Consider the following 26,970-nt stretch of genomic DNA (forward strand, 5'->3'; position numbering starts at 1 on the left):
GAATACCTCGCAAATACCTCTATAAGAAAAATTCCTCGATAACCCAGATCACCACACCGAATCAATCCATAACAACCCAACAGGGCCAGAAAACATGCAATCCGGAAATCTCCCCGAGCCTACCCGCCCACCCACACCACCGCAGCACCCAAAACCACACAACACTCGAACACTAAACTAACAGAATCGAATACACCAATCCCCCATGCCAACCACACAACACAACCGAAAAACGACAACAACTTGAAACAACAAGATCATTCAGTATACTGTTCACTAAACATAGACCATAGAACGAACCGTGAAACGTTTACTCTATTGAATTTATACAATTCTATGGTATTGCAGGACCATTTCGGTGACGGTGTTTCCGGCGGTTTCTCTCAGTAGGTTCGAGCACCGGGCCGGCGGTCAGTCGAAGTGATCGCGAATACGTTGGCCACAGGCTTCCAGCGCATGCCCCATGGTGCCCGAACGACACCGGTCAGGCCGGGGGAACGAGTCACCAGATACGGACATTTCAGCGCAGCTTAGAGATCAATTCAGAATGAGTTTGCGGAAGCAGATGTTCGAGCAGGTCAAGCTCGGTGGCTGTCGGTGCGGCGTTCGTAACGGGTCCGCAAGCGTTCGAAGGCACGCCGCCATGCGAAGCTGCGGTCGACCGGCCACCGTGGTTTCCCGAGTCCGCAGCCGTAGCCGGTATCGCGGCGGGCGATGACCGGAGTGATACCGCAGGCAGGGCAGCGGCAAGTGGGATAAGCTGGGTGACGTCGTTGCCGGTACCGCCGGTCGATATGATCACCAAGGGAGTTCCGATAGCTTCGGTGATCAGGTGATACTTGCTGCCGTACTCGTGCCTACAACCATTCACTCAACCCCCGCCAGCGGGTCGCGCCCGAGACACCGAACAACCCGGCAGGCAGCTGGCTCCACCCGATACCCGCGGCAACCACATACAAGATACCTTCCGACGCGACCCGGTCATCAGACCGACGCCGACCCGGATTTCGAAAGAATCTCTCCCACAACGGAATCAGCGACTCGAACCTGGCCCACAGCTCGTCGGTCACTACCGCATCACCCACAGAGGGATCGCCGAATAGGCTGCGGCACAGCGCTCTGAACTGATCGCTTATCAGCACGGTAGCTCGGCGGTATCGCGCCGGTGCCTACGCATATCGCGCGGACTTGGCGTACTGACCTCCTCACAGGTGGTCGCATAGCTCACGCCAACCTGCTACCTCACCTCGGCAGGCCGCAGGTACGCTGTACCGCCGTGCCTGTGCGGCTGCTCGTGGACACCACCGATCCCTTCGTCCCGACACCGCGGTCTATGACGCCTCCATACGCTGGGTCGACCAGCTGTGGCTCCGGGCCGTCCCAACCGATCACTGGCTACCGACCACCGAACCGCCGCTGATCGCCGAAGCGATCGCCAACTTCGTCGATGATCTGCGCGCCGACCGCGCGGCGATCACCCCATGCAGCAGCTGATCCCGGACCACCCGGCCAGGAGCACCAGCAACCGGACAGTCACCCGGCAAGTGGGTTTGCGACAATGGGCCGGTCGATTGTCCAGCTCAATAGAAGGATGTCCACAGCCGCGATGGCCGAAAGCATGATCGATCCCGAGGACCTCGCGACCTGTCTGCGGGTCTTGGCACAGGCCGCAACGCTGGACAAGGACCATCCCGACTCGGTGACGGTGCAGCGGGCGGTCGGGTCTATGTTCAAACAACTCAAGCAACGACGTAGGTCCGCGGCGCGTGAGGCAGTCGCGGCCGCTGACCGGGCGGTGATCTCGGCCACTGCCACCGGTTCGCCGAGTCGAATCGACGACGAGACCGCCGGTATCCCGATCAGTTCGACCTCGACCAGCGCCAGCGCAGGCACGCTGCTCCGGCCCCGCCCTTGCTATATCTGTAAACAGCGCTACACCCGGGTCGACGCCTTCTACCACCAGTTGTGCCCGGACTGCGCGGCAAGCAGCCACGCCAAACGGGATGCCGGTACCGATCTGACCGGACGTCGAGCACTGCTCACCGGTGGGCGCGCCAAGATCGGTATGTACATTGCGCTACGGCTACTGCGCGACGGCGCGCACACCACCATCACCACGCGCTTCCCCAATGACGCTGTCCGACGTTTCACCGCGATGGAAGACAGCGCGCAGTGGTTGCACCGACTGCGCATTGTCGGCATCGACCTACGTGACCCGGGCCAAGTGGTCGCCTTGGCCGACAATGTCGCTGCCCAGGGCCCGCTGGATATCCTGATCAACAACGCCGCACAGACAGTGCGACGCTCTGTCGGCGCCTATAGCGCGCTGGTCGAGGCCGAGTCCGGCTCCCTGCCCGCAGGCACGCTGCCGGACATGGTGAGCTTCGGCAAGACCATGCAAGCGCATCCCACCGCGCTGACCGCGTCGCTCACTTCCACACTGACCGCCACCGATGTCGCCGAACTAGCACTGCTCGCTGGGTCGGCGGCACCGGAGCGCATTTCCCAGGGGATAGCCATCGATGCCGGCGGCTTGGTGCCCGACCTCACGCACACCAACAGCTGGGTGCAGACCGTGGCCGAAGTGGATCCGACCGAACTACTCGAGGTGCAATTGTGCAACTCGGTCGCGCCGTTCATCCTGATATCCCGTCTGCGTCCAGCGCTGGCCGCCGCAAGAGCGCGCCGTAAATACGTCGTGAACGTTTCCGCCATGGAAGGACAGTTCTCCCGCGCCTACAAAGGGCCTGGACACCCGCACACCAACATGGCCAAAGCCGCGCTGAACATGTTGACTCGCACCAGCGCTCGCGAAATGTTCGAACAGGACGGCATTCTGATGACCGCTGTCGACACCGGGTGGATCACCGACGAACGCCCGCACTACACAAAGCTGCGCCTCGCCGAAGGGGGGTTCCACGCGCCGCTGGACTTGGTCGACGGGGCGGCACGGGTCTACGACCCGATTGTGCAGGGCGAGAACGGCACCGACCTGTTCGGGTGTTTCCTCAAGGATTATCGCCCTTCCCCCTGGTGAAGGCGATGCCGCACAAGGATGTGCTGTATCGGCTGTCGGCGGATTCCTCGCGTGGCCTCTGTCTCATATTATCTGGCTGCTCCTGCTGGGGGTTCAGCGCAGTCCTGTCCGGGTTCGACTGCCCGCTGACCCAGCTGGAGAATCGGCATGGCAACTACGCTGAGTCGAGTGAGCACATACGCAAGGCTCGTCCACGATTACGAGACCGGTATCGGTGTCACCGGCTCGCCTATCACCCCTTGGCCCGATCCAGGGAACCATCTCGCCGCGACCCTACCGGTCTGGGCTCTGGCCGCCGGTTCGATCCAAGCGCTGGCCGCTGCAGCGAACCGCATGCGCGCCGCGCGCGGTCTCGCTGCGATGACGCATCGTATCGACCCCTCTCGCATCACCGCGGCCTTCTCCAGCGGACAGCTGTTGCGCATCGCAGACCACAGACCGACGCAGTTCGACGACCTGTCCGGTTTCTTCCCCACCTTCGACGGATGGGTGCGGACCCACACCAACTATCCGCATCACCGCGCTCGGCTGCTCGCCACCCTCGGCCTGCCTGCTTCCGCCCCGGCTGATATCGCCGTTGCCCAAATAGCCATGCTCCGCGCCAGCGATCTGGAAGATCGGGCCGCAGCCCACGATGCCATCGCGGTCCGGGTTCGCACCGAAACGGAATGGGCTGCGAGCCCAGCGGGGCAGGCCGCTGCCGCAGGCCCCTTGGTGGCGATCGAGCCACGCCAGGATCATGGTGAATCCGGGTTACCTACGGACCCGGCGGCGCTGCGGCCGCTGCGCGGAATTCGCGTACTCGATCTGACCAGAGTGATCGCAGGTCCGGTCTCGACCCGGACGCTGGCCCTGCTCGGCGCCGAGGTATTGCGGGTCGACCCACCGCAACTACCCGAAATCCCCTGGCTGTATACCGATACCTGCCAAGGCAAACGCTCCACGCTGATAGACCTGCGCACCCAAGGGATCGAGGATCTGCTCGCCTCGGCCGATGTGCTGATCACCGGGTATCGCCCTGGTGCGCTGGAGCACATGGGTGTGCGAACCGACTGCCGCCCTGGTCTCGTCCACGGAAGAGTATCCGCGTGGGGCGAGCAAGGGCCTTGGGGCAAACGTCGCGGCTTCGACAGCATCGTGCAGGCCGCCTCGGGTATCTCGGTCCTCGAGGGCACACTCGCGACACCGGGAACACTGCCCACGCAAGCGCTCGATCACGCCTCGGGTTACCTGCTCGCCGCAGGGGTGATCGACGCTTTGGTCGCCCGCGGCGAGGACGGCGTCGGCCGGGACGTGCGGGTCTCATTGGCACGCACCGCGTCCTGGCTGCTCGATGCCGCGCACCGCACCCCGCGTCACCCCGAGGCCGCTGCACCAAGCCTGACGGAGACAATCCGGCACGGACAGATCGTCACCGCGAGGCCCGCTCTCGTCGAGTATCCGGACTACCCCTGGCCCGCACCCGCCCATGGCATGGAGCAGCCCGTCTGGTTGTCTCCTGCGCGCTGACCGTCTGACCCGGCGCCACGCGGCCGAGGCGAGGTGCGGGCGATCCGGTTCGATATAGCTGCCATGCGATACCGACCTTGAAGCCTGATCTCGCTGCTCAGCCCTTGTCACGGTGCCGACACCTCGGCGCGGTGGCAGCGCTGCGACTGGCTAGTCTCATGCTATGCGGCAGCAGATCATTATGGACGTCGATACCGGTATCGACGATTCTCTTGCTTTGTTGTATCTGCTCAGCTCCCCCGATGCCCAGATCGTCGGGATCGCCGCTACCGCGGGCAACGTACCCGCGGCCCAAGTAGCGGCGAACAACCTCGACTGGCTGGAGGTGTGCCGCGCACCGGATATCGAGGTCGCGCTCGGCGCCATCGAACCGCTCGCGATCCCGCTACGCACTACCGAGGACACACATGGGCCACAGGGCATCGGATACGCCGAGCTACCACGATCCAGCCGCCACCCCTCTCCGCGATCGGCCGCGCAGATGTGGGCCGAGCTGGCACGCGCGCAGCCGGGTGAACTCATCGGGCTCTGCACCGGTCCGCTGACCAATCTCGCACTCGCCCTGCGGATCGAGCCAGACCTACCGGTCCTGCTGCGCCGCTTGGTGATCATGGGCGGCACGTTCAATCATCCGGGCAACACAACGCCGACCACGGAGTGGAATGTGCATGTCGACCCGGAGGCCGCCAAAGAGGTCTTCGACGCATTCACCGCCGCGCCCACGCACCGCAGGCCGATCGTGTGCGCACTCGATATCACCGAAACCATCGAGATGCGACCCGAGCATCTGGTCCGCCTGGCCGAGCGTGCGCGAAGTTTCCCGGTGGAACATGTCTCGGTAGACGAACCTCCTGCGGCCCGCTCGGCCACGAGTAATCCGGTCATCCGACATCTCACCGATGCCGTTCGGTTCTACTTCGATTTCCACCATAGCTATGACCAGGGCTATCTCGCCCATGTGCACGATCCGTTCGCGGCTGCGGTGGCGCTGGATCCGTCGCTGGCCCGCATGCGCCCCGCGACGGTGGACGTGGAATTGACCGGCGCCCTCACTCGCGCCACTACAGTCGCCGATTGGACGGGCATGTGGGGCAGGGAACCCAATGCCGACATCGTGGTCGACACCGACCCAGAGCTGTTCTTCGAACAGCTGATTGCCCGAGTCGGCGATTTCGCCCTGGCAGCCTACCCGCCCATCCCTCAGGAGTTACCGTGACCGGCGGTACCGGATACCTGTCCGGCTTACGCACCAGGCTCGACCTACCCGGAATCATCGATGTGCATACACATTTCATGCCCGAACAGGTATTACGCAAAGTGTGGGCGTATTTCGACTCGGTCGGTCCGCTGATCGGTCGCAGCTGGCCGATCACCTACCGGGGCGATGAGCAGGTCCGACTGGAGACCTTGCGTAGCTTCGGCGTCCGCGCGTTCACCGCACTGATGTATCCCCACAAACCGGGCATGGCCGCGTGGCTCAACGAATGGTCCGCCGATTTCGCGGCACGCACACCGGATTGTCTGCATACCGCGACGTTCTTTCCCGAGCCCGCTGCCGGGAGCTACGTCGCGGCGGCTATCGAACGCGGGGCCCGCGTCTGCAAAGCTCATGTCCAAGTCGGTGATTACCATCCAGCCGACCCACTTCTGGATCCGGTGTGGGGCCTGCTGGAGGAGGCACAGATCCCGATTGTGATCCATTGCGGTTCTGGCCCCGCGCCCGGAGCGCACACCGGACCGGAGCCGCTTGCCGCTGTGCTGCAGCGCTTTCCGCGACTACCGCTGATCATCGCGCATATGGGCACGCCCGAATACACCGAATTCCTCGACCTGGCGGAAGACTACGCCGAGGTCCGGCTCGACACCACGATGGTGTGGACAGATTTCGTCGAGGCGGACGCTCCCTTCCCGAGCCACGAGCACGAAAGACTACACCGACTCGGCGAGCGCATCCTCTTCGGCAGCGACTTCCCGAATATCCCGTACGGCTATGACCATTCGGTCCGGGCATTGGAGCATCTCGCGCTCGGTGACGAATGGCTACGCCAGGTCTGCTACCAGAACGCGGCGGCACTGTTCGGCATCGAATGATCACTACCACTCCTACTGCCACCGTGTCCAGAATATCTTGCGGCGGTTGCTTTTCCAAGAAACCCAAGACGATCGGTGAGCTGGACGGAGTCAGTGACGTGGTCGCAGACCCTGGCACCGAGCGTGTGGTCGTCACCGTCGAATCCATGCTGGAGCAGGCTACGATCAAGAGCGCGGTAGAAACGATCGGCTACCAAGTCCGCGCATGAACTCCGCCCTCGCCGACGCGGTGTGCCGCGGCGGAGCATTGGAGGCGAACTCGCCGGTCCACAGTGTCGGGAACCACACGATACCGGGACCGCTCCGAACCGGCACTACAGTGGGGGCGAACCACCCGGGCGACGACGCAGCGGCGCACCCGGACACGAAAACGCAGCAGCACAGCAAAAGGAGGTGACGAGTGAGCACAACCGGCTCCACACCCGCGCTACTGTCGCTTTCTGGGCTGGTGCGGCGCCGAGCCGGATGGGCAGTGGCGGTGCTGGCCATGGCCGCGCTACTGATGCCGCTACTGCACTGTGACCTGCTCACCTCCACTGGTGCCCACACCCACGCCGATACTCACGGCCACGCCGACATGGCGCTGGTCGAAGTGCTCGACAGCCACGCCCATGCCAGTAATTCGGCCGATGTGTGGTGTGCCCCGCACACCACACACTGTGTGCCCCAGGTGGTGCTGCCCGCGCGGATCAGTGACCCGTTCGCGCTCGCTGGACCGGTCGTGCTCGCGGCGACAGCCGTTCTCGCGATGTCGCTGCTGTTGATAGGTGCCCGCTGGACCCGCGGTCCCCCCGTATTCGTCGCTATTGCAGCCGGTGGCCGGGAGATCCTGACTCATTTCTGTATCGCCCGACGCTGATCGGTCAGCGCTAGGCCCACCTTTGTTCGTACTGGTGGACCGGTGTCCGCTACCCGTTCACACGTCCCCTCCGGCTCCTCCCCCTGTGTGGTGGGCGCAGCCCGGATACAGGAAGCGACCCTCTCGAAATGAACAATGCGATGCTGCCCGGACCCGCACAGATATCTGCGGGTTCGGCTGTGGTGCGAGGCCCACACGCTCTGGTCGGCAACACCCCCGTTCTGCGGATCGGTGAGCCGCTGGCCCCTCCCGGACGCGGGTTCTGGGCCAAGCTGGAAGGGTTCAACCCCGGTGGGATGAAAGACCGCCCTGCCCTGTGTATGGTCGCGAACGCGCGCGAACGCGGCGAGCTCGCCGCAGGGGCGCGGATCGTGGAATCGACCTCGGGCACCCTGGGCCTGGGGTTGGCGCTGGCCGGCCTGGTCCACGGGCATCCGGTCACCCTGGTCACCGATCCTGGGCTGGAGCCGATCGTGGCCCAGATGCTGTCCGCCTACGGTGCCACCGTCGCGACCGTGACACAACCACATCCGGACGGGGGCTGGCAACAGGCCCGCCGCGACCGCGTGGCCGAGCTACTGTACGCCGAGGCGGGGGCGTGGTGCCCGGATCAATACTCCAACCCCGACAATGTCGCCGGCTACGAATCTCTGGCCATCGAGTTACTGGAGCAGCTGGGCGGGGTCGATGTGCTGGTGTGCGCGGTCGGCACCGGCGGGCACTCGGCCGGGGTGGCGCGAGCACTGCGCCGCGACAATCCCGACCTGATACTGATCGGGGTCGACACCATCTCCTCCACCATCTTCGGCCAGCCCGCAGGACCACGGCTGATGCGCGGGCTTGGCTCGTCGATCTACCCGGCCAACGTCGACTACGACGCCTTCGACGAGGTGCACTGGGTCGCCCCTGCCGAAGCGGTGTGGGCCGCACGTACTCTGGCCGCCACCCACCACGCCAGCGGCGGCTGGAGCGTGGGTGCGGTTGGGCTCGTAGCAGGCTGGGCCGCAGGCGTCCACCCCGCCGGAACCCGAATCGCGGCGGTGTTCCCCGATGGGCCGCAACGCTACTTCGACACCATCTACAACAACACCTATTGCCGAGCCCACAACCTCCTGCTCGACGCACCCCCAGCCGGACCGGCCACTGTGAACGACCCCACCGAGGTGGTGATCGGGTCCTGGACACGCTGCACCCGGGTGCAAGACCCACGCATCCCTGCCACCACGACGAGGAGGGATCGCATCCGATGGGCCTGATCCGCAGTTTCGGCAGCTTCGACACCCCGGCAAAGCTGCTGATGATCAATCAGTTCGGTATCAACCTCGGTTTCTATATGCTCATGCCATATCTGGCCGGCTACCTTGCCGGTCCGCTCGGCCTGGCAGCGTGGGCGATCGGACTGGTGCTCGGGGTGCGCAACTTCTCCCAGCAGGGCATGTTCCTGCTCGGTGGCACTCTGGCCGATCGGTTGGGCTACAAACCGCTCATCGTAGTCGGATGCCTGCTGCGCACCGGCGGGTTCGCGCTGCTGGCCTTCGCCACGAACCTGCCCACCTTGCTGATCGCTTCAGCGGCTACCGGGTTCGCCGGCGCATTGTTCAACCCCGCGGTGCGCGCCTACCTAGCCGCCGAGACCGACCATCGTCGGGTGGAGGCGTTCGCACTGTTCAATATCTTCTACCAGGCCGGGATCCTAGCCGGGCCCCTGGTCGGGCTAGGACTGATGGCGCTGGATTTCCGTGTCACCGCCGCCGTGGCCGCCGCGGTGTTCGCCGTGCTCACCGCCGCCCAACTAGCCGCGCTGCCGCCCCGGCGCGCCGCAGGCGAAAGGCCTCGGACCTCAGTGCTCTCCGACTGGAGGCTCGTGGCCCGCAACCGCAGGTTCCTTGCCTTCGCTGCGGCGATGAGCGGCTCCTATGTGCTGTCGTTCCAGGTATATCTGGCCCTGCCTTTGCAGGCAGCAAGCCTCACCACCACCCACGCACAGCTGTTGACCTCGGCACTGTTCGTGGTCTCCGGGGTCATCGCAGTCGCCGGGCAGCTCCGTATCACCGCCTGGTTCCGCGCCCGCTGGAGCTCCGGACGCTCCCTTGTGGTCGGCATGGCCATTCTCACCATCGCGTTCGGGCCCCTGGTCCTGATTCCGGACACTGAGACGCTGGGTGCGCCGGTGGCGATCGCCGCACTGCTGGCTTGTGCCGCACTGTTGGCAGTGGGCACCGCTGCGGTGTTCCCGTTCGAGATGGACACTGTGGTCACCCTCGCCCGCGACCGGCTGGTCGCCACCCACTACGGGTTCTACAACACCATCGTCGGAGTCGGGATCCTGGCCGGGAACCTGGCCACCGGCACCCTGCTCAGCGCCGCCCACCGGGTGGGAGCAGGCTGGGCGGTATGGGCCGGGCTCATCGCTATCGGCGTCGCCTCTACCGCCGCCCTGGCCTGGTTCGAGCGCCACCTCCCTCCTGTTGGCGGCGAGCACACCGATCCTGATGATCCACCGAGCATCGAGCTGCCCGTGACCACCGCCGCACAGCCCGGCTGGGGCCCTGGCCGCGAGGACGACCCACCCACCGTCGAGCTGCCCATCTTCGGCCCACCGGACCCTGTTCACTACCGCTCGGATCCGATCCCGCTGCGAAAGCGGTCCGGTCAGCGGCGGTAGGACAGCACGCTTGTCGACCCGGCCTGCCCGTGACAGGCGTTGTGGCAGTGCGGCATCCACTACCCTGGGCTGGCCGGTGCGCGGCCATTGATCGGATACAACGATAGGACACATCCTCGTCGTGTTCGTCCAGAAGCACGTCCTCTGCATCGCAATGGCCGCGTGCACTGTCTCCGAATCCAGTGCCACCGCCATCGTCGTGACGAGCACCCGCACGCTCTCCACCGCCTCGACACCAAGGCCCTCGACCGAGAAGCCTCGCCGCACCGGCCTGCGCCGCCCGCACCGGATGTACTTGAAGCTTATATACCCCAGCCCCGTATTAGGATCAGATGGCACATACCACCAGTAAAAACTCCCCCGAGGAGAATAAATCTTTACATATACCCCATAGGGGTATACGATCCGGGCATGTCCAACAACCACACCACTGGCGACAACCACAACCACTATCACGCTGATCACCACGACCATTCCCACCACGGCGTCACCCCTGTCGCGACCACCCATGAACCCGCCCACCACAGGCACGGAAGTCGCCGGTCACACAACGGTCATGACCAGACAAGCCACGACGCTCACGCCGACCACGGCAAACATGCCGGGCACGACGTGGCGGTGTTCCGGCGCCTGTTCTGGGTGATGCTCGTACTGGCGATCCCGGTTGTCGCCGCGTCGACGATGTTCGCCGCCCTGTTCGGCTACACCGTGCCCACCGCCCTGTCCTGGGTCTCCCCGCTCGGCGGCACAATCATGTTCTTCTGGGGCGGGCGCCCGTTCCTTACCGGCGCCATGGCCGAGATCCGCTCCCGCCAACCAGGGATGATGCTGCTGATCGCGCTCGCGATCACCGTCGCTTTCACCGCGTCCTGGGGCGCGAGCCTCGGCATCATCGCCCACAACCTGGACTTCTGGTGGGAACTGGCACTGCTGATCGTGATCATGTTGCTCGGGCACTGGATCGAGATGCGCTCACTAGGCCAAGCATCCAGCGCCCTGGAATCCCTGGCCGCTCTGCTCCCCGATGAAGCCGAACGCCTCGACGGTACCGGTGCGGTAACTACGGTAACCACCAGTGAGCTGCAAACCGGAGATCTGGTCGTGGTCAGGCCCGGCGCCCGTGTGCCCGCCGACGGCACCGTCGAGACCGGCATTGCCGATATCGACGAATCCATGATCACCGGCGAATCCAAACCTGTACGCCGCGCCCCTGGAGACAAGGTTGTCGCCGGTACTGTCACCACCGACTCCGCCTTGCGAGTGCGCATTACCGCCGTCGGCGCCGACACCGCCCTTGCCGGCATTCAGCGCCTGGTCGCCGAAGCCCAGAACTCCGCTTCCCGCGCCCAAGTCCTCGCCGACCGCGCCGCCGCTGGGCTGTTCTGGTTCGCCTCGATCGCTGCTGTCATCACCGGCGCGGCCTGGCTGATCCTCGGCGAACCCCAATCCGCGGTCGCCCGCACCATCACCGTGCTCGTCATCGCCTGCCCTCATGCCCTTGGCCTGGCCATCCCTCTGGTCATCGCCATCTCCACCGAACGCGCCGCCAAGGCCGGCGTCCTCATCACCGACCGCCACGCCCTGGAAGCCATGCGCACCGTCGACACGGTCCTATTCGACAAAACCGGCACCCTCACCCGTGGTGAACCCGCCCTGCTCGACATCACCGCCACCACCGGCATCAGCAACGAAGAAGTACTCGCCCTGGCCGCGGCTGCGGAAGCCGACAGCGAACACCCCCTCGGCCACGCCATTGTCACCGCCGCCTCCGACCGCGGCCTTGTCATCCCCGCCACCACCGGCTTCGCCGCCCGCAACGGCATCGGCGTCACCGCCACCATCGATGGCACCACCGTCTCGGTCGGCGGGCCTGGCCTGCTCACCGAGCACCACCTCGACTCCCTGCCCGACACCCACACCTGGGCCGAACAAGGCTCCACCGTCCTGCACGTGCTGCGCGGCGGGCAGATCATGGGCGCGGTCGCCCTCGCTGATGAGATCCGCCCCGAATCCGCCCAGGCCATCCACGCCCTGCACGCCCGGGGCATTCACGTCGCCATGATCACCGGCGACGCCGAACCCGTCGCCCGCACCGTCGCCACCCGCCTGGGCATCGACGAAGTCTTCGCCGGTGTCCTGCCCCAAGACAAAGGCCTCGAAGTCCAGTCACTCCAAGACGCCGGACGCAAGGTCGCCATGGTCGGTGACGGGGTCAACGACGCACCAGCCCTGGCCCGCGCCGACGTCGGCATCGCCATCGGCGCGGGCACCGATGTCGCCATCGCCTCGGCGGGAGTCGTCCTGGCCAGCGACGACCCCCGCTCTGTGCTGTCGATCATCACCCTGTCCAAGGCCACCTACCGCAAGATGATCCAGAACCTCACCTGGGCCGCTGGCTACAACATCATCGCAGTCCCTCTCGCCGCAGGAATTCTCACCCACTGGAACTTCACCTTGCCGATGGAAATCGGCGCCCTGCTCATGTCCGCTTCTACCATCGTCGTCGCCGCCAACGCCCAACTCCTGCGACGGCTCGACCTACATCCCGACAAAATCCTGCACTGATCGCTCCTGCGCGAAGATCGAACCGGAAGTGCGGCGCACACGCCTCGCGATCGATGTCCCGATCAACACAACGCCAGCTCCCGTGTCCGGCGCAACTCGGTCACCGGCCGTCGAAGGCACGGAGCAACTCCTCAGCGGCGAGCGCGGCAGTCAGGGTGCCGGCGCGGACCTGCTTTTCCACCTGTCCCCGAATAGCTTTGACGTCCGGATTGTCCACGAGCCTGCGCAGCAGCTGATCGTGCACCATGGTCCAGGTCCAATCGACCTGCTGGCGGCGGCGCTTCTCCTCGAATTCCCCGGCTTCGATGAACACGCGGCGATGCTCGAGCACCGTATCCCAGAACCGATCCAAGCCAGTGCCTTCCAACCCACTCATGGTCAGCACCGGAGGCCGCCACAGCACATCGTGCGGGTGGATCAAGCGCAGCGCCCCGGCGAGTTCCCGCGCGGCGGCTTCGGCCTCGGCTTTGTGTTCACCGTCGGCCTTGTTCACTGCGACCAGTTCGGCGAGCTCGAGGACACCTTTCTTGATCCCCTGGAGCTGGTCGCCAGTCCGGGAGAGGGTGAGGAAACAGAACACGTCGACCATGTTCGCGACGGTGACCTCGGACTGTCCCACACCGACGGTCTCCACCAAGATCACGTCATATCCCGCGGCTTCGAGCAGTACGATGGTCTCGCGGGTCGCTTTGGCCACCCCGCCGAGTGTGCCCGCGGTAGGGGAAGGGCGGATGTAGGCGTCGCGCTCCATCGCCAATCGCGCCATCCTGGTCTTGTCACCGAGAATGGATCCACCTGTCCTGGTCGAAGACGGGTCGACCGCGAGCACGGCGACCCGGTGTCCTCTACCGATCAAGTACATGCCGAGCGCGTCGATAAAAGTAGACTTGCCGACGCCGGGCACACCGGTAATGCCGATCCGATTCGAGACCGGCGCTGCGACGACCTCCCCCGGCTCCGATGTCACCTTCAGTAGCAGTTGCTGCGCCAGCGCCCTGTGATCGGCCCTGGCGGACTCCACCAGCGTGATCGCCCGCGCCAGGGCGGCCCGCTCGTTCGCGCGGACCGCCCTGGCGAGCGAATCGACATCGATCATCCGGCGCGCCGCCACCTGCGCGGTGTCCCTTGCTGCCGAACTCACTTCGCTCATTCCGTACCGACAGGACCCTCGGCAGCACTGCCGATTTCGTAACCCAATGCAGCGCCGAGCTTGGTCAACAGGCCGATCGCCGCCTCCGCGATCACCGTGCCGGGCGGGAAGATCGCCGCCGCACCTGCTCGGTAGAGCTCGTCGAAGTCACCGGGCGGGATCACGCCGCCCACGATGACCATGATGTCGGGGCGCCCGACATCGGCCAGCGCGCGCCGCAAGGCAGGGACCAACGTAAGGTGCCCCGCCGCCAACGAAGACACCCCGACAACGTGCACATCATTGTCGGCCGCCTGTTGCGCCACCTCTTCCGGAGTCTGGAACAACGGACCCACGTCGACATCGAAACCGAGGTCGGCGAAAGCCGTGGCGATCACCTTCTGGCCGCGATCGTGGCCGTCCTGCCCCATCTTCGCGATCAGAATACGCGGCCTGCGCCCTTCGGCCTCGGCGAATTCTTCGACCAGGTCGCTCGCCTCGGTAATGGTGGTGGCCTTTCCTGCCTCGTCGCGGTACACACCGGCGAGGGTACGGATTTCGGCTTGGTGGCGGCCGTACACCCGCTCCAGCGCGTCGGAGATCTCACCGACAGTGGCCTTCGCCCGCGCCGCATCGATGGCCAACGCGAGCAAGTTGTCTGCCATACCGCCCGCAGAGGACGCGGCCGCCCTGGTCAATTCATTCAGCGCGCGTTCCACCACAACCGGGTCACGGTCGGCCCGTATCTGCCGCAACTTCTCGATCTGCTCCGCGCGCACCCTGGAGTTGTCGACCTTGAGGACCTCGATCTGCTGATCCTCGTCGACCTGGTATTTGTTGACACCGATCACCGGTTGCTGGCCAGTGTCGATACGCGCCTGGGTGCGCGCAGCGGCTTCCTCGATACGCAGCTTCGGGATGCCTGCGCCGATAGCCTGCGCCATACCACCGTGCGCTTCGACCTCGGCAATATGCGCACGGGCCCGGTTGGCCAGCTGATGGGTGAGCCACTCGACGTAGTACGACCCGCCCCATGGGTCGATCGGACGGGTCGTGCCGGACTCCTGCTGGAGCAGCAACTGGGTATTGCGCGCGATCCGAGCGGAGAAATCCGTCGGCAGCGCCAACGCCTCGTCAAGCGCGTTGGTGTGCAGCGACTGGGTGTGGCCCTGGGTGGCGGCCATTGCCTCCAAGCAGGTACGCGCGACATTGTTGTAGGCGTCCTGCGCGGTGAGCGACCAACCGGAGGTCTGTGAATGAGTGCGCAGCGAGAGTGATTTCGCACTCTTCGGGTTGAATGTCGCGACCAACTCGCTCCACAACAGACGTCCGGCACGCAGTTTGGCAACCTCCATGAAGAAATTCATGCCGATGCCCCAGAAGAACGACAACCGGGGCGCGAACTCATCGACCGCCATACCCGCGTCGAGACCGGCACGGATGTACTCGATACCGTCTGCGAGGGTGTAGGCCAGCTCCAGGTCGGCGGTCGCGCCCGCCTCTTGGATGTGATACCCGGAAATAGAGATCGAGTTGAACTTCGGCATCTTCGCGCTGGTGTAGGCGAAGATATCGGAGATGATCCGCATCGAGGGCTTCGGCGGGTAGATATAGGTATTGCGGACCATGAACTCTTTCAGAATGTCGTTCTGAATGGTTCCGGCCAGCTCCTCGGGAGTGACGCCTTGCTCCTCGGCGGCCACGACGTACAACGCAAGAATCGGCAACACCGCGCCGTTCATCGTCATCGAGACACTGACCTGGTCCAACGGAATCCGGTCGAACAGCTGGCGCATGTCCAGGATCGAGTCGATAGCGACGCCTGCCATGCCGACGTCGCCCTGTACGCGGGGGTGGTCGGAGTCGTAGCCGCGGTGCGTTGCCAGGTCGAACGCGACCGACAGCCCCTTCTGTCCCGCCTGCAGATTGCGCCGGTAGAACGCGTTCGAATCCGCAGCGGTAGAGAAGCCCGCGTACTGGCGGATAGTCCACGGCTGATTGACATACATCGTGGGATACGGCCCGCGCACGAACGGCGCGATACCGGGAACACTGTCGAGCGGATACCCTTCGGCCACAACAGCGTCCCGGTCGGCCTTTGTGAACACTGGCGGGACATCAATGCCTTCCGGGGTCGACCACACCAGCTGTTCAGGGGCATACCGGTTGGCCGTCGCGACCTCCCGCACGTACGCCGTCGCGTCGGCCGCCGGAAGCCGCGGCGAATGCTCGGCCAGCGGCACCTCGGCGAAACTGCCGATCACATGTTTGATTTCCCGAGTGGTCATCAGGCTCCCACTTTCTCCAACAAGCCGGACAGCACGGCAACCGCATCAATGTGCGCGTTGAGAATTCCGTCCGGACGCTCCGAGTCGTCCAACTCGGCGACAGAATTCCCCGTGCCGACCAAGAGCACAGTAGCGACCCCCGCCGCGCGTAGCCGCTGTATCACCACGTGGGCTTCGGCCACGTAGCGCTTGTACGCCCCGCACAGTACCGCGATCCGTGTGCCGGCTTCCGTTGCCGCGGCAGTGATCCCCTCCGCCTTCAGCGGGCCGGGGTTGATCGATTCGATACCACCCGAAGCCAGCAGATTCGCGGCATACGTAACTCGCGCGTTGTGCTCGGCGACCGACCCGAGCGGCACCAACAGCGCCTGCGGCCGTTCGCCGTGTTCGGCGAGATAGGCATCGGAGCGGTTGCGTAAGTGCTCGAATGCCGCGCCATAGCGGCGGCTACCATCCGCCTGCCGCGCTGCTCCGGACAGCGGATGTTCGGCCAGGTTCGGGAATTCGTTCACGCCGGTGACAGCGGTTCTGCGGTGCGCTACATCCATATCGCGCGCGGTTTTGGTCGCGCCGATCCGCTCGGTGAGCAGGCCGGACTCCAGTGCGGCGAGATAGCCGCCCACCATCTCGATCTCCTGCAGGAACTCCCACGCCTTCGCCGCCAGTGCTGCGGTGAGATTTTCGACATACCATGAGCCCGCCGCAGGATCCCGCACATGACCCACATGCGACTCCTCCAACAGTAGCAACTGAGTGTTGCGTGCCATGCGATCGGCGAACGATTGCGAGACGCCGAGTTCACCAAGCGGCAGTGCGCTATCGAACGGCAACACGGTCACGGTGTCGGCCCCGCCGACACCGGCACCGAACGCTGCGAGTGTGCTGCGCAGTATGTTCACCCAAGGGTCACGCTGGCTCATCATGGCGGCTGAGGTGACCGCGTGCTGTGGCGCGCCACCGAAATCCGGTACTCCGCACACCTGCGCGACCCGTGCCCACAGCTGTCTGGCGGCGCGGAATTTCGCGATGGTGGCGAACTGGTCGTCGGTGGCGGCGAACCGGAACTCCACCTGTTCCAGCGCGTCCTCGATGTCCATGCCCTCCTTGGTCAGTGACCGAAGATAGAGCAACCCGGCCGCGACGGCCGCACCCAGTTCCTGGGCATCAGAGGAACCCGCGCCATGGAAAACGGTACCGTCCGCGGTGATCGCGCGGACTGTCTCCGACCGGTCAGCCGACTGTCCGGCGAGCGCGACGGCCTCGGGGAGGCCGACATCGGTGCGAGCGGCGAAATAACTGGTCAGCGGCGCCGCACCGAGGGAAACCCGAATGTCCTCGCGGGCGGGGGCGGCATAGGCGTCGAGCACGGCGAACACCTGCGCCGCCGCGTCGGCCACGGCGTCGCCCGCGTCCAGGGTGAGCGGAGCCAGTTCGAACAACAACCCCGCCAGCGTGACCGGTAGATCCACCGCTGGCACCCCTCGGTCACCGACACCGAGCCAGATCGCGCTGACCCCGTTCGCCAAACCGGCCAGAATCCGGCGATTGGCCATCGCGGCATCATGGTCGCCGACTCGAGCGCTGACGAACCAGCCCCGGTGCGCGTCCCGGGTCGCGTCATGCCCGCGGACGAATGGGAACCTTCCCGGAAGCGGCTGCTCGGGCAGCTCGTCACGACGAGTATAAAGTGGGGCGATGGTCAGCCCGTCGTAGGTGCCCTGATCGAGCAACCGCTCGGGTTCCTCGGGAGGCGCGGCGGCATCGACGCGGTGCGCCTTCGCCAATACCCCCACGACGCCCTTGCGCCACGCGTCGAACTCGGGCACCTGGTCCGCTCTGGGATCTGAAGCAATCGGCATAGCTCGCTGTTCCTCTTCCTCGACACAGGCGCGCCGCATCTATGCGCCCGATACCTCGCATGCGCCCAGCTCAGCAGCTGCTTCGGTTAACGGGCATTCTTCCCGCTTGCCCTGATGCTAACGGGCTAGCGCCGCCCGGCCGATCTCGACCATCGCTACCAACCGGTAACCTATCGCGGATGACCCGGCTGATCCACAACTGGCGCATTGTCGCATCCGTTGCCGCCATAATCGCGGTATTCGGCGCGGCGCTGCTGGTTCCACTGCCCGGCCCCCACCGGGTCCAGGAATGGGCGACCTCGGCCGGACCAGCCCTTCCCCTGCTGTTCCTCCTGGTTCACGCGCTGGTGACGGTCGCTCCGATCCCGCGCACCGTATTCACTGTGAGCGCGGGGCTGTTATTCGGCCCCCTACTGGGCATTGTTCTCGCGGTAAGCGCGACGACTATCAGCGCAACGCTGGCGATTCTGCTCGTACGCGCGCTCGACCGGGACCAGATCGCGACCCGGCTCACCCATCCTGCAGTGCGCGCCATCGATGAACGTCTGGCACGCCGAGGCTGGCTGGCAGTAGGTTCACTACGGCTCATCGCCGCGGCACCGTTCTCGGTGATCAACTACTGCTGTGGACTGTCGTCGATCCGATTCTGGCCCTATCTGATCGCCACGCTGTTCGGTGTACTTCCCGGCACGATCGGCACGGTTGCCCTCGGTGACGCGCTCACCGGTACAGCACATCCGGCGATGCTGGCGGTATCCGGCTGTTGTTTCGCGATCGGCCTCACCGGGCTGATCCTCGATACACGATGGAAGACGACACCGGCGGCAACCGCCGATCCCACCTCGGCCATCAGCTGAAGTAGCTGTTCTCCCGCACGGTATCGGTATGGTCGCGGATGGTGCATATGCCAGAAATCTTCCCGTACGCCTTAATCCGAACTGCTAGGCTTCGCCTCGATGAAGTTCCGCTGCCGAGAACATGGGTGCCGGGCGGCACTACCACAGCCGCGGCGGGCGTTGATCGCCACATCCGGCACCGTGCCCCACTCAGCATGACCGACCGGCTGGGTGCGGGTCATGAATGGATCGCCGAATAAACCGAACCGGTTGTCAGTGATCCGAACCGGATATAGCCGCTAGAACTGGAGTTCAGCGTTCGTGCAGGCAGTCGCGGGTGGGGCGAGTGGCACTATAGGCGATCTCGGAACATTCGCCGCGTACCCCGTCGAGGACAGCCGGACCGATCGTCTTCGGCGCGAAAGCTGGATACGAATACACAGCGCCTTCGATGAACCTGGTCCTCGGCGATGGCCGTGGTCCGATGACCACCCTCTGCAACAGCCCAGCGACATGATCGACACGGCGCACGTCCTTGCCCGACGCTGAGCTCGGGTGCAGAAACTCTTCGGTATCCGAATCAAGATGCCGTGGGTATTCCAAATCGCAGGGAGGATCGAATCGTGAGGAGCCGGATACTCAGCGTGGCAGCAACTCTGACCGGAAGTCTTATGGTGGTCGCCGGTGGGGCGCTTTCCGCACCGCACGCTTGGTCACAGCCACCCGCGGAAGACGCGGCCACCGATGCCTTCTATGTACCACCTGCGCCGCTGCCTGCGGGAGCGCCGGGTACCATACTCCGCGCCGAACCCGCGCGGCTGGCGCTGTCGGCTCCCGGACAGCCGGGCGCGATCCCCTCGTCCGCGACGCGCATGATGTACCTCAGCAGCGATACACACGGTGCGCGGACCGCGGTAGTCGGCACTTATCTGGAGCCACAACGACCCTGGAGCGGACCGGGAGAGCGCCCGCTGATCGCCTATGGCGTCGGCACGAAGGGCCAAGGCGACAGCTGCGCACCATCGAAACTGCTGTCCGAACTCGTCGATTACCGCCCCCCATTCGACGTGATCGTCGAATACGATGTTCTGGCGATCTACTCTCTGCTCGCCCGCGGCATGGCAGTAGCGGTGACCGACTACAACGGCCTGGGCACCCCCGAAGTCCACGACTATCTCAACCGGAAAGCGCAAGCCCATGCGCTGCTGGATGCCGCAAGGGCCGCGCTGCAGCTACCCGGCGCGGGCAATCCCCACACACCGGTCATTCTCTACGGGTATTCCCAGGGCGGTATGGCATCAGCGGGTGCGGCCGAACTGCAACCGAGTTACGCCCCTGAACTGAACGTACGCGGTGCCTATGTCGGTGGTCCGGTCGTGGACGACCAGTACTTCATCGGGTTCAACGACGGCCGAGCCAAAATCGCGCCCGCCTTTGCTTGGATACTCAACGGCATCGCCGCCGACTATCCTGATACCCGCCCAGTGCTCGACGCCGAACTCAACGATATCGGCAAGGCGATCCTGGAAGAATCGCGGCATAAATGCGCCGTCCCGGCCGGACTGGCTCAGCGATATCCGCATACTTCGCAATGGACCACCAGTGGGCAACCGATCACCGAAGTGATCGATCGGTCCCCGACATTGCGAGCGGCGTTCGCAGCGCAGCGGGTCGGCACACTCACCCCATCGATGCCTGTATTGATCTCCTCGGCCAAGAACGACGAGGGAGCTCCGTACACGCCCATCCGGGACGTGGCTGCCAGTTGGTGCGGTGGCGGCGCAGCTGTTCAACTGGAAGCGAACGCGGTGATCCCTCCCCTTTCCGGCCTCACGGGCACCCATGTGCTGGCTTTCTTCCCATCGCTGGCGGCCTCGCAGCAGTGGGTAACCGATCGGCTCGCCGACCAGCCCGCCCCGAGCAACTGCGCGGCCCTGCCTTGATCGCGAGCGCCCAGCCGATTCCGGTATCGCGGATGTCCCATCGAATATGCTGCGTGACAGGGTGAAAGCCGTCACGCGTGCATAGTTCCATGACTTCTGTGCGCGATGCCCACGGCGCGGACCTATTCCAGGATCGGTCCGCGCCGTGGGAAACCACCGCCTCCAGGCAAGCTGTTGCGCTGCCCCGCGAACTTCGGTAGCCGACACGCTGACATCACCTCAGTCAGTCGACTACAGCTATGAAATAGCTATTTCAAATTTTTGCAGCTCAAACAGTCATTTTTGATATGGGAGCAAACCTGACAATCAGATCAGCTATTCTATAGCTACAACTTTGGCGCAACTGTTTCGGTGGCCACACGCTCGATCAGATGTTCCTATCAGTCGACCAGTGAGACGGACGGCCATGACGATCTTCAAAAATTCGCAAGCTCGCGATCCCAAACGCTATCTGTGGATTCTCGGTTTGATCGCCCCCGCCTGTGCGTTGCTGCCTTCACAGTTGGTCGCGCACACTGGCCTGGAACTTTTCTGGTGGATCGGACCGATCATTGTGCTCGTGGCGATCCCCCTACTGGACTGGGCGATCGGAAACGACGGAAGCAATCCACGAGACGAGGACTATGAGGCGCTGTCCAATGATCATTACTACCGTTGGTGCACCTACCTTTTCCTACCCATGCAGTTCATCGGCCTGCTCATTGCCGGCTATCTCTGGGCCGATGACGCCCTGAGCCTGTCCGATAAGCTCGGGCTGGCGGTGACTCTGGGTTTTGTGTCCGGCATCGGCATCAACGCCGCACACGAACTGGGACATCGAGCCGAGCATCTAGAACGATGGCTGGCGAAAATCGCGCTGGCGCAGTCCGGTTACGGCCACTTCTTCGTCGAGCACAACCGCGGCCACCACGTCCGGGTCGCTACTCCAGAAGATCCCGCCAGCGCCCGATTCGGCGAATCATTGTGGGAGTTCTTGCCGCGCACCATGATCGGCGGGTTCCGTTCGGCACTGACGCTGGAACGCGACCGTCTGGCCAACAAAGGAAAGCGCTGGCTATGCCGAGATAATCACCTTCTGCAGGCCTGGGCGATGAGCGGGGCATTGTTCGGCGCAATGATCCTGGCCTTCGGACCTGCGGTAATCCCGTTTCTCGCGCTGCAGGCATTGATCGGCGCCGGACTACTGGAAACGGTGAACTACGTCGAGCATTACGGACTATTGCGCCCGCGCCGCCCTGACGGCCACTATATGCGGTGCACACCCCGCGACAGCTGGAACAGCGACCGCCTGGTCACCAATATCTTCCTCTTCCATCTGCAACGCCACAGCGACCACCATGCGAACCCGGGCCGCCGATATCAGACCCTACGTAGCTCGGATAAAGCCCCCCAGCTACCCGCTGGCTACGCCACGATGGTGGTACTGGCAGCTATTCCGCCACTGTGGCACGCAGTCATGGACCACCGGGTGCTGGCCCATTACGGCGGCAACGTCATGCTTCTCAACTTGAAGCCCCGACCCAAACGGGCTCGTGTCCGCATCGAATCCGCCGGGTACGTCGCCGCCGAGTGAGCACGAGTACCCGCCCATGACCGATACTTGTGCTCACCACCGGCTCTTCTTCTCGATGCACGCCGGCAAGATCTCCGCAGGTGAGCATTCGGCCACTCCGACATTGACAAGATCGACTGTTCTCCACCGAAAGGTTTCAGGTGCTTTTCCGCCCTGTCGCGCTGTCGTTGTCACGTTCGACCCGACTTGGACGGCGAGCGTGATCCGCCGCCACCGTGCCAGGATCGGCGAGCACTGCTTGCGCTGGTCTACCTGCGTAAAGGTGAAACCTATCCGGATATGGCAGATCCTGCCCACGATCCGGGATACTGGTCTGATCCTATTGGCCGACAAGGGGGATCAGGGTCCTCCACAGCACTGACCCCGAACAAACGCCGTGACAAGCCGCAAGCGCGGAAGGACACCAACCTTGCCTACGCCCGGCTACACGGCCCAGCCTGTTGGGCCACCGCTCAAATCGCGACACCGAATATGCCGGTGGGGCTGGTACAGAGCACGGTGGGGGTCGCGGTGCCGGTGATCGGCGCCGACACCACCTGGCTCGTGCCCCGATCAGCGATGAACAGGGTACTGCCGGAGACTGCGATACCCACAGGGAGCGACAGTCCGGTCACCAAGGAAACCGGTGAGCCACCGGTGACCGCCACCGTCGACACCCGATTGGCCACAGCCTCGCAGAGGTAGAGGAGGTCACCGACCCGAACGAGACCTGCGGGTATGCCCAGGCCAGACGCCAGCAGGGCCGGTGAGCCCCCGGTTCGCGGTACCGAATACACGGTACCGCCAGGACTTGCACCATCGGTGAAGAACAGCAGGTCACCGTAAGTGTAGGGCAGCGGATTGCTGACGCTGCCCAGCGAAGTGACGGTGACCTCGACCGTGTCGGCACCAGGTGGGGCGATGGCGTCGATCTGGGTGCCGGAGACGACGGTGAAGGAGGCTGCCGCCGCCCCGAACCGCACGGTCAACGACCCGGCAGCGGCGAACCCACTGCCGAAGATCTCCACCGTGTTGCCGCCAGAAGTGGGACCGGAACTGGGGTTGAGCGAGATGAGCACCGGCGGCCATCGGAGTCCTCCTAAAAAGGCCTGCGGGCTGATCATGTCGGCGGACAAGGGCTATCACAGCATCGACGATCTGCTCACCCCGTAACAAGTCGACACGTTCGAAGCGCGTTCGACACTGATGAACGGGCACTTCTTCCGAGTCATTTCCCAATGGTCATCCAGTATGCGCGAATCGACGTAGCGCGACACCGATGTCCCTTCTCCCCGGACACGCGGTACGACGGAAACGCATCCGGGCCGGTCCCGAAGGACCGACCCGGATTCGGCGATAAAGATCAGGCGAGGTCGAACCGGTCGTTGTCGACCACCTTGACCCACGCGGCGACGAAGTCGTTCACGAACCTCTCCTTGCTGTCATGCTGCGCGTATACCTCGGCCGCCGCACGCAGCACCGAATGCGACCCGAAGATGAGGTCGTTGGCGGTGGCCGTCCACTTGGCCTGGCCGGAGGACCGGTCGAAGCCTTCATAGACGTTCTCCGCCGACTCGGACGGTTTCCACTCCGTGTTCTGGTCGAGGAGGTTGACGAAGAAGTCGTTCGTCAACACCCCGGGCCGGTCGGTGAACACACCGTGTTCGGTGCCGCCGTAGTTGGCTCCCAACACGCGCATGCCGCCGACAAGCACTGTCAGCTGCGGCGCGGTCAGATCCAGCATGTACGCTCGGTCGAGCAGCAGGCGCTCCAGCGGAGCTTTTTCGCCGGTCCGCGCATAATTACGGAACCCGTCGGCGCGTGGTTCCAGTACCGCGAACGACTCCACATCGGTGTTCTCCTGCGTTGCGTCCGTCCGTCCCGGTGCGAAGGGTACGGTGCGTTCGTGCCCCGCGTCCTTGGCCGCCTTTTCGACCGCCGCGGACCCGGCCAGAATGATCAGGTCGGCGAGCGAGACCTTCTTACCGCCGGAGGCCGAGCTGTTGAAGTCCTGCTGGATCTGCTCGAGCACCGGCAGCACTTTGTCCAGTTCGGCTGGCTCGTTGACCTCCCAGTTCTTCTGCGGCTCCAGTCGGATACGAGCACCGTTGGCGCCGCCGCGCTTGTCGGTACCGCGGAAACTCGCCGCAGCTGCCCAAGCGGTCTTGACCAGCTGCGCGACGGAGAGGCCGGACTCGAGGACCTTGCTCTTCAAAACCGCGATATCCTGCTCGTCGATCAGTTCGTGGTCGACGGAAGGAACCGGATCCTGCCACAACTGCGGCTCGGGAACCCACGGCCCGAGGTAACGGCTGATCGGCCCCATATCTCGGTGCAGCAGTTTGTACCACGCCTTGGCGAACTCCCCGGCCAGCTCTTCGGGGTGGTCCAACCAGCGGCGGGTGATCTCCCGGTAGATCGGGTCTTCCCGTAGCGCCAGGTCCGTGGTGAGCATGGCCGGGGCACGCGCGGGACCACCAAAGGGATCCGGGATGGTACCCGTGCCTGCGCCGTCCTTCGGCTTCCACTGCCATGCTCCGGCGGGGCTCTTGGTCAGCTCCCACTCGTAACCGTACAAGTTTTGCAAGAAGCCGTTCCCCCATTTGGTCGGAGTGGGAGTCCAGACGACCTCCAGGCCACTGGTGATGGCATCCTTACCTTTGCCGGTGCCGTAAGCGCTCTTCCACCCCAGGCCCTGCTGCTCGATCGGGGCGGCCTCTGGTTCGGCACCGACCAACTCGGCATCGCCCGCGCCATGGGTCTTGCCGAAGCTGTGCCCGCCGACGATCAGCGCGGCGGTCTCCACGTCGTTCATCGCCATACGGCCGAACGTCTCTCGGATATCCCGTGCCGCGGCCACCGGATCCGGCCTGCCGTTGGGCCCTTCCGGGTTCACGTAGATCAAGCCCATCTGGACGGCGCCGAGCGGGTTCGCCAGTTCCCGGTCACCGCTATAGCGCTCATCACCGAGCCAGGTGTCCTCCGGACCCCAGTAAACCTCTTCCGGCTCCCAGATATCCGGGCGACCGAAACCGAAACCGAAGGTCTCGAACCCCATCGACTCCAGAGCCACATTGCCTGCGAACACCAGCAGATCGGCCCAAGAGATCTTGTTGCCGTACTTCTGTTTGACCGGCCACAGCAGCCTGCGAGCCTTGTCCAGGCTGGCATTGTCCGGCCAGCTGTTGAGCGGCGCGAAACGCTGGGCACCCTGACCACCGCCACCTCGGCCGTCGGCGATGCGGTAGGTACCCGCCGCGTGCCAGCTCATCCGGATGAACAGGCCGCCGTAGTGGCCGTAGTCAGCAGGCCACCAGTCCTGCGAGGTGGTCATGAGTGCCGTGACGTCGGCCTTCAGAGCGTCGACGTCGAGTTTCCTGAATTCCTCGGCGTAGTCGAAGTCCGCACCCAGCGGGTTGGCCTTGGACGAGTGGGCGTGCAGCATCGAGACATCGATCTGCTCAGGCCACCAGTCCTTGTTACCGCGGGGGCGATGCCCTTCCTCCGCGGCCGAGGACGAGACGGCCGGATTCTCGCTCCGAGTTCTGGTGTCAGGATTGGGTGGGCGGCTATCGGATGACACAGCATTCCTTCCTGAATGAGTGATGGGCTGCGATCGGGAAGCCTGCGATTCCACACAGTCGGGACACAGGCCACGGTAGACGACCTCGGCTTCGTCGATCGAGAATCCGCGGTCATCGGCGCGTTCGGAGACAGGGTCTCACCGACCCGCGACTCGTCACGTGCCACGGAGCCGAATGGCTCGATACACCGGACCGCGCCGACGACGGTGAGCGCACGCGACGAGTCGTACACAGCTCGGTGAGACACGTCGGGCTGGGCGGACCTCGCAGCACGAATGATCGAATCCGTGTCGGTGCGCGGGTGGTCGTGCACTGCGTTCAGCACTGCGACCCGCGGATAGGTCGCTCGCGATGAAACTCCCCGCCACATCTGCTGAAACTCCGAGGCTGTTGCCACGCAAGGAAGTCTCGTCCGTTTTCTGGAATGAGACAAGAGTCTGTTTCCAGTTTGTCCTGATCCGTTCGGTGTGGACGGAGACCGAGGTCCCCGCCAGTCCCACCCGCAACCACGCCGCAGACGAGCACAGTCGGCGACGGAACCCGATCATCTAATGTGGATCGGGTAGTGGCCTGCGGATCGGTCCTGCACACATATGACCGACAGCGATGATGCCCGACGATCAGGACGCGCAGACCTCCGCACGGCTCGCGCCGGCCGCCGTTGCAATAGGACCCATGCTTCGGCCACTCTCGTCGGGCCGAGATCAGTTCCACCGAAGTTCAGTCCCGTCCCGTCAGGTTGGGGTGATCAGGGTTCGGTCGGCGTCAGTGTGGGTTGTGATGAGTTGGGTGAAGATGTCGGATCGGATGAGCTACGGGAACTACGGTGCCGGAGCCGTCTGCTCGAGCAGGAGAACAAGGTGCTGCGCCGGGCGGCGGTGTATCTGTCGCAGGCCGATCTCCCGGGAAAGATTCTACCCGCTCGTGAGCGAGCTCGCCGCAGACGGGATCCCCGGCGCGGCAAAACGGCCGGCCCGACCCACCGGTGCACAACGATCTCGTGAAACGCAACTCTTTGACGCGCTGATATCTCCCTGGCCCTACTAGCCCTCG

General features: G+C 64.4%; 19 protein-coding genes and 1 pseudogene. 13 read left to right on the forward strand and 7 right to left on the reverse strand.

The features are described from left to right. Positions 1-857: 857 nt before the first annotated feature. A complete protein-coding gene (locus tag ACX4ZE_RS21315) occupies positions 858-1,142 on the reverse strand; it encodes a transposase (protein ID WP_480275244.1) in 285 nt (94 codons plus the stop codon). A gap of 246 nt (positions 1,143-1,388) precedes the next feature. After that, entirely contained in the window at positions 1,389-1,559 is a 171-nt protein-coding gene (locus ACX4ZE_RS21320) for a hypothetical protein (protein ID WP_480275245.1), read from the reverse strand. A gap of 47 nt (positions 1,560-1,606) precedes the next feature. On the opposite strand from ACX4ZE_RS21320, the gene ACX4ZE_RS21325 reads away from it, so the two are divergent. The 9 genes from ACX4ZE_RS21325 to ACX4ZE_RS21365 all read left to right on the forward strand — a co-directional run bounded on the left by ACX4ZE_RS21325 (position 1,607) and on the right by ACX4ZE_RS21365 (position 12,726). Continuing rightward, positions 1,607-3,037 carry an SDR family NAD(P)-dependent oxidoreductase gene (locus tag ACX4ZE_RS21325; RefSeq protein WP_480275261.1) on the forward strand — a complete coding sequence of 477 codons (1,431 nt, stop codon included), beginning with the start codon at positions 1,607-1,609 and terminating at the stop codon, positions 3,035-3,037. Positions 3,038-3,205: 168 nt separating this feature from the next. After that, on the forward strand, positions 3,206-4,546 hold the full coding sequence (locus tag ACX4ZE_RS21330; protein ID WP_480275246.1) for a CoA transferase: 1,341 nt from the start codon (positions 3,206-3,208) through the stop codon (positions 4,544-4,546). Positions 4,547-4,709: 163 nt separating this feature from the next. Beyond that, the gene (locus tag ACX4ZE_RS21335; RefSeq protein WP_480275247.1) at positions 4,710-5,762 is read left to right on the forward strand and encodes a nucleoside hydrolase; all 1,053 of its coding nucleotides are present in this window, start codon (positions 4,710-4,712) and stop codon (positions 5,760-5,762) included. Then, positions 5,759-6,637, forward strand: a complete 879-nt coding sequence (locus ACX4ZE_RS21340; RefSeq protein ID WP_480275248.1) for an amidohydrolase family protein — start codon at positions 5,759-5,761, stop codon at positions 6,635-6,637. Before ACX4ZE_RS21335 ends, ACX4ZE_RS21340 begins: the two co-directional genes overlap by 4 nt. A 23-nt stretch (positions 6,638-6,660) precedes the next feature. Then, the gene (locus tag ACX4ZE_RS21345) at positions 6,661-6,846 is read left to right on the forward strand and encodes a heavy-metal-associated domain-containing protein (protein ID WP_480275249.1); all 186 of its coding nucleotides are present in this window, start codon (positions 6,661-6,663) and stop codon (positions 6,844-6,846) included. A 191-nt stretch (positions 6,847-7,037) separates the two neighbouring features. After that, positions 7,038-7,496, forward strand: coding sequence for a putative copper homeostasis (lipo)protein LpqS (gene lpqS, locus ACX4ZE_RS21350; RefSeq protein ID WP_480275250.1), 459 nt, complete (start codon positions 7,038-7,040; stop codon positions 7,494-7,496). Between the two features lie 140 nt (positions 7,497-7,636). After that, the gene (locus ACX4ZE_RS21355; RefSeq protein WP_480275262.1) at positions 7,637-8,752 is read left to right on the forward strand and encodes a PLP-dependent cysteine synthase family protein; all 1,116 of its coding nucleotides are present in this window, start codon (positions 7,637-7,639) and stop codon (positions 8,750-8,752) included. Continuing rightward, the gene (locus tag ACX4ZE_RS21360) at positions 8,743-10,161 is read left to right on the forward strand and encodes an MDR family MFS transporter (RefSeq protein ID WP_480275251.1); all 1,419 of its coding nucleotides are present in this window, start codon (positions 8,743-8,745) and stop codon (positions 10,159-10,161) included. Before ACX4ZE_RS21355 ends, ACX4ZE_RS21360 begins: the two co-directional genes overlap by 10 nt. A 411-nt stretch (positions 10,162-10,572) precedes the next feature. Further along, complete coding sequence (locus tag ACX4ZE_RS21365) at positions 10,573-12,726, forward strand: copper-translocating P-type ATPase (RefSeq protein WP_480275252.1); 2,154 nt, start codon at positions 10,573-10,575, stop codon at positions 12,724-12,726. A 100-nt stretch (positions 12,727-12,826) separates the two neighbouring features. Here ACX4ZE_RS21365 and meaB read toward each other — a convergent pair whose 3' ends face one another. Genes meaB through ACX4ZE_RS21380 form a run of 3 tightly spaced genes read right to left on the reverse strand, consistent with a single transcriptional unit; the run spans position 12,827 to position 18,002 of the window. Beyond that, a complete protein-coding gene (meaB, locus tag ACX4ZE_RS21370) occupies positions 12,827-13,876 on the reverse strand; it encodes a methylmalonyl Co-A mutase-associated GTPase MeaB (protein WP_480275253.1) in 1,050 nt (349 codons plus the stop codon). After that, complete coding sequence (scpA, locus tag ACX4ZE_RS21375) at positions 13,873-16,143, reverse strand: methylmalonyl-CoA mutase (protein ID WP_480275254.1); 2,271 nt, start codon at positions 16,141-16,143, stop codon at positions 13,873-13,875. Before scpA ends, meaB begins: the two co-directional genes overlap by 4 nt. After that, complete coding sequence (locus ACX4ZE_RS21380) at positions 16,143-18,002, reverse strand: methylmalonyl-CoA mutase family protein (RefSeq protein ID WP_480275255.1); 1,860 nt, start codon at positions 18,000-18,002, stop codon at positions 16,143-16,145. Before ACX4ZE_RS21380 ends, scpA begins: the two co-directional genes overlap by 1 nt. Before the next feature lie 179 nt (positions 18,003-18,181). On the opposite strand from ACX4ZE_RS21380, the gene ACX4ZE_RS21385 reads away from it, so the two are divergent. The 3 genes from ACX4ZE_RS21385 (at position 18,182) to ACX4ZE_RS21395 (ending at position 22,354) form a co-directional block, all read left to right on the forward strand. Continuing rightward, complete coding sequence (locus ACX4ZE_RS21385) at positions 18,182-18,859, forward strand: TVP38/TMEM64 family protein (protein ID WP_480275256.1); 678 nt, start codon at positions 18,182-18,184, stop codon at positions 18,857-18,859. Between the two features lie 623 nt (positions 18,860-19,482). Beyond that, positions 19,483-20,781: a lipase family protein gene (locus ACX4ZE_RS21390; RefSeq protein WP_480275257.1), complete on the forward strand. Its 1,299-nt coding sequence runs from the start codon at positions 19,483-19,485 to the stop codon at positions 20,779-20,781. 406 nt (positions 20,782-21,187) lie between these two features. Continuing rightward, on the forward strand, positions 21,188-22,354 hold the full coding sequence (locus tag ACX4ZE_RS21395) for an alkane 1-monooxygenase (RefSeq protein ID WP_480275258.1): 1,167 nt from the start codon (positions 21,188-21,190) through the stop codon (positions 22,352-22,354). Positions 22,355-22,806: 452 nt separating this feature from the next. On the opposite strand, the gene ACX4ZE_RS21400 is transcribed toward ACX4ZE_RS21395, so the two are convergent. Together ACX4ZE_RS21400 and katG are read right to left on the reverse strand one after the other, a co-directional pair. Then, positions 22,807-23,412 (reverse strand): IPT/TIG domain-containing protein, encoded by a 606-nt coding sequence (locus tag ACX4ZE_RS21400; protein ID WP_480275259.1) that lies wholly within the window; start codon positions 23,410-23,412, stop codon positions 22,807-22,809. A gap of 284 nt (positions 23,413-23,696) precedes the next feature. After that, positions 23,697-25,916 (reverse strand): catalase/peroxidase HPI, encoded by a 2,220-nt coding sequence (gene katG, locus ACX4ZE_RS21405; RefSeq protein ID WP_480275260.1) that lies wholly within the window; start codon positions 25,914-25,916, stop codon positions 23,697-23,699. Positions 25,917-26,720: 804 nt separating this feature from the next. Here katG and ACX4ZE_RS21410 point away from each other — a divergent pair. Next, a pseudogene (locus ACX4ZE_RS21410) lies at positions 26,721-26,877 on the forward strand (IS3 family transposase); the annotation flags it as partial. Positions 26,878-26,970 lie beyond the last annotated feature (93 nt).

The organism is Nocardia sp. TBRC8007, assembly GCF_056629435.1.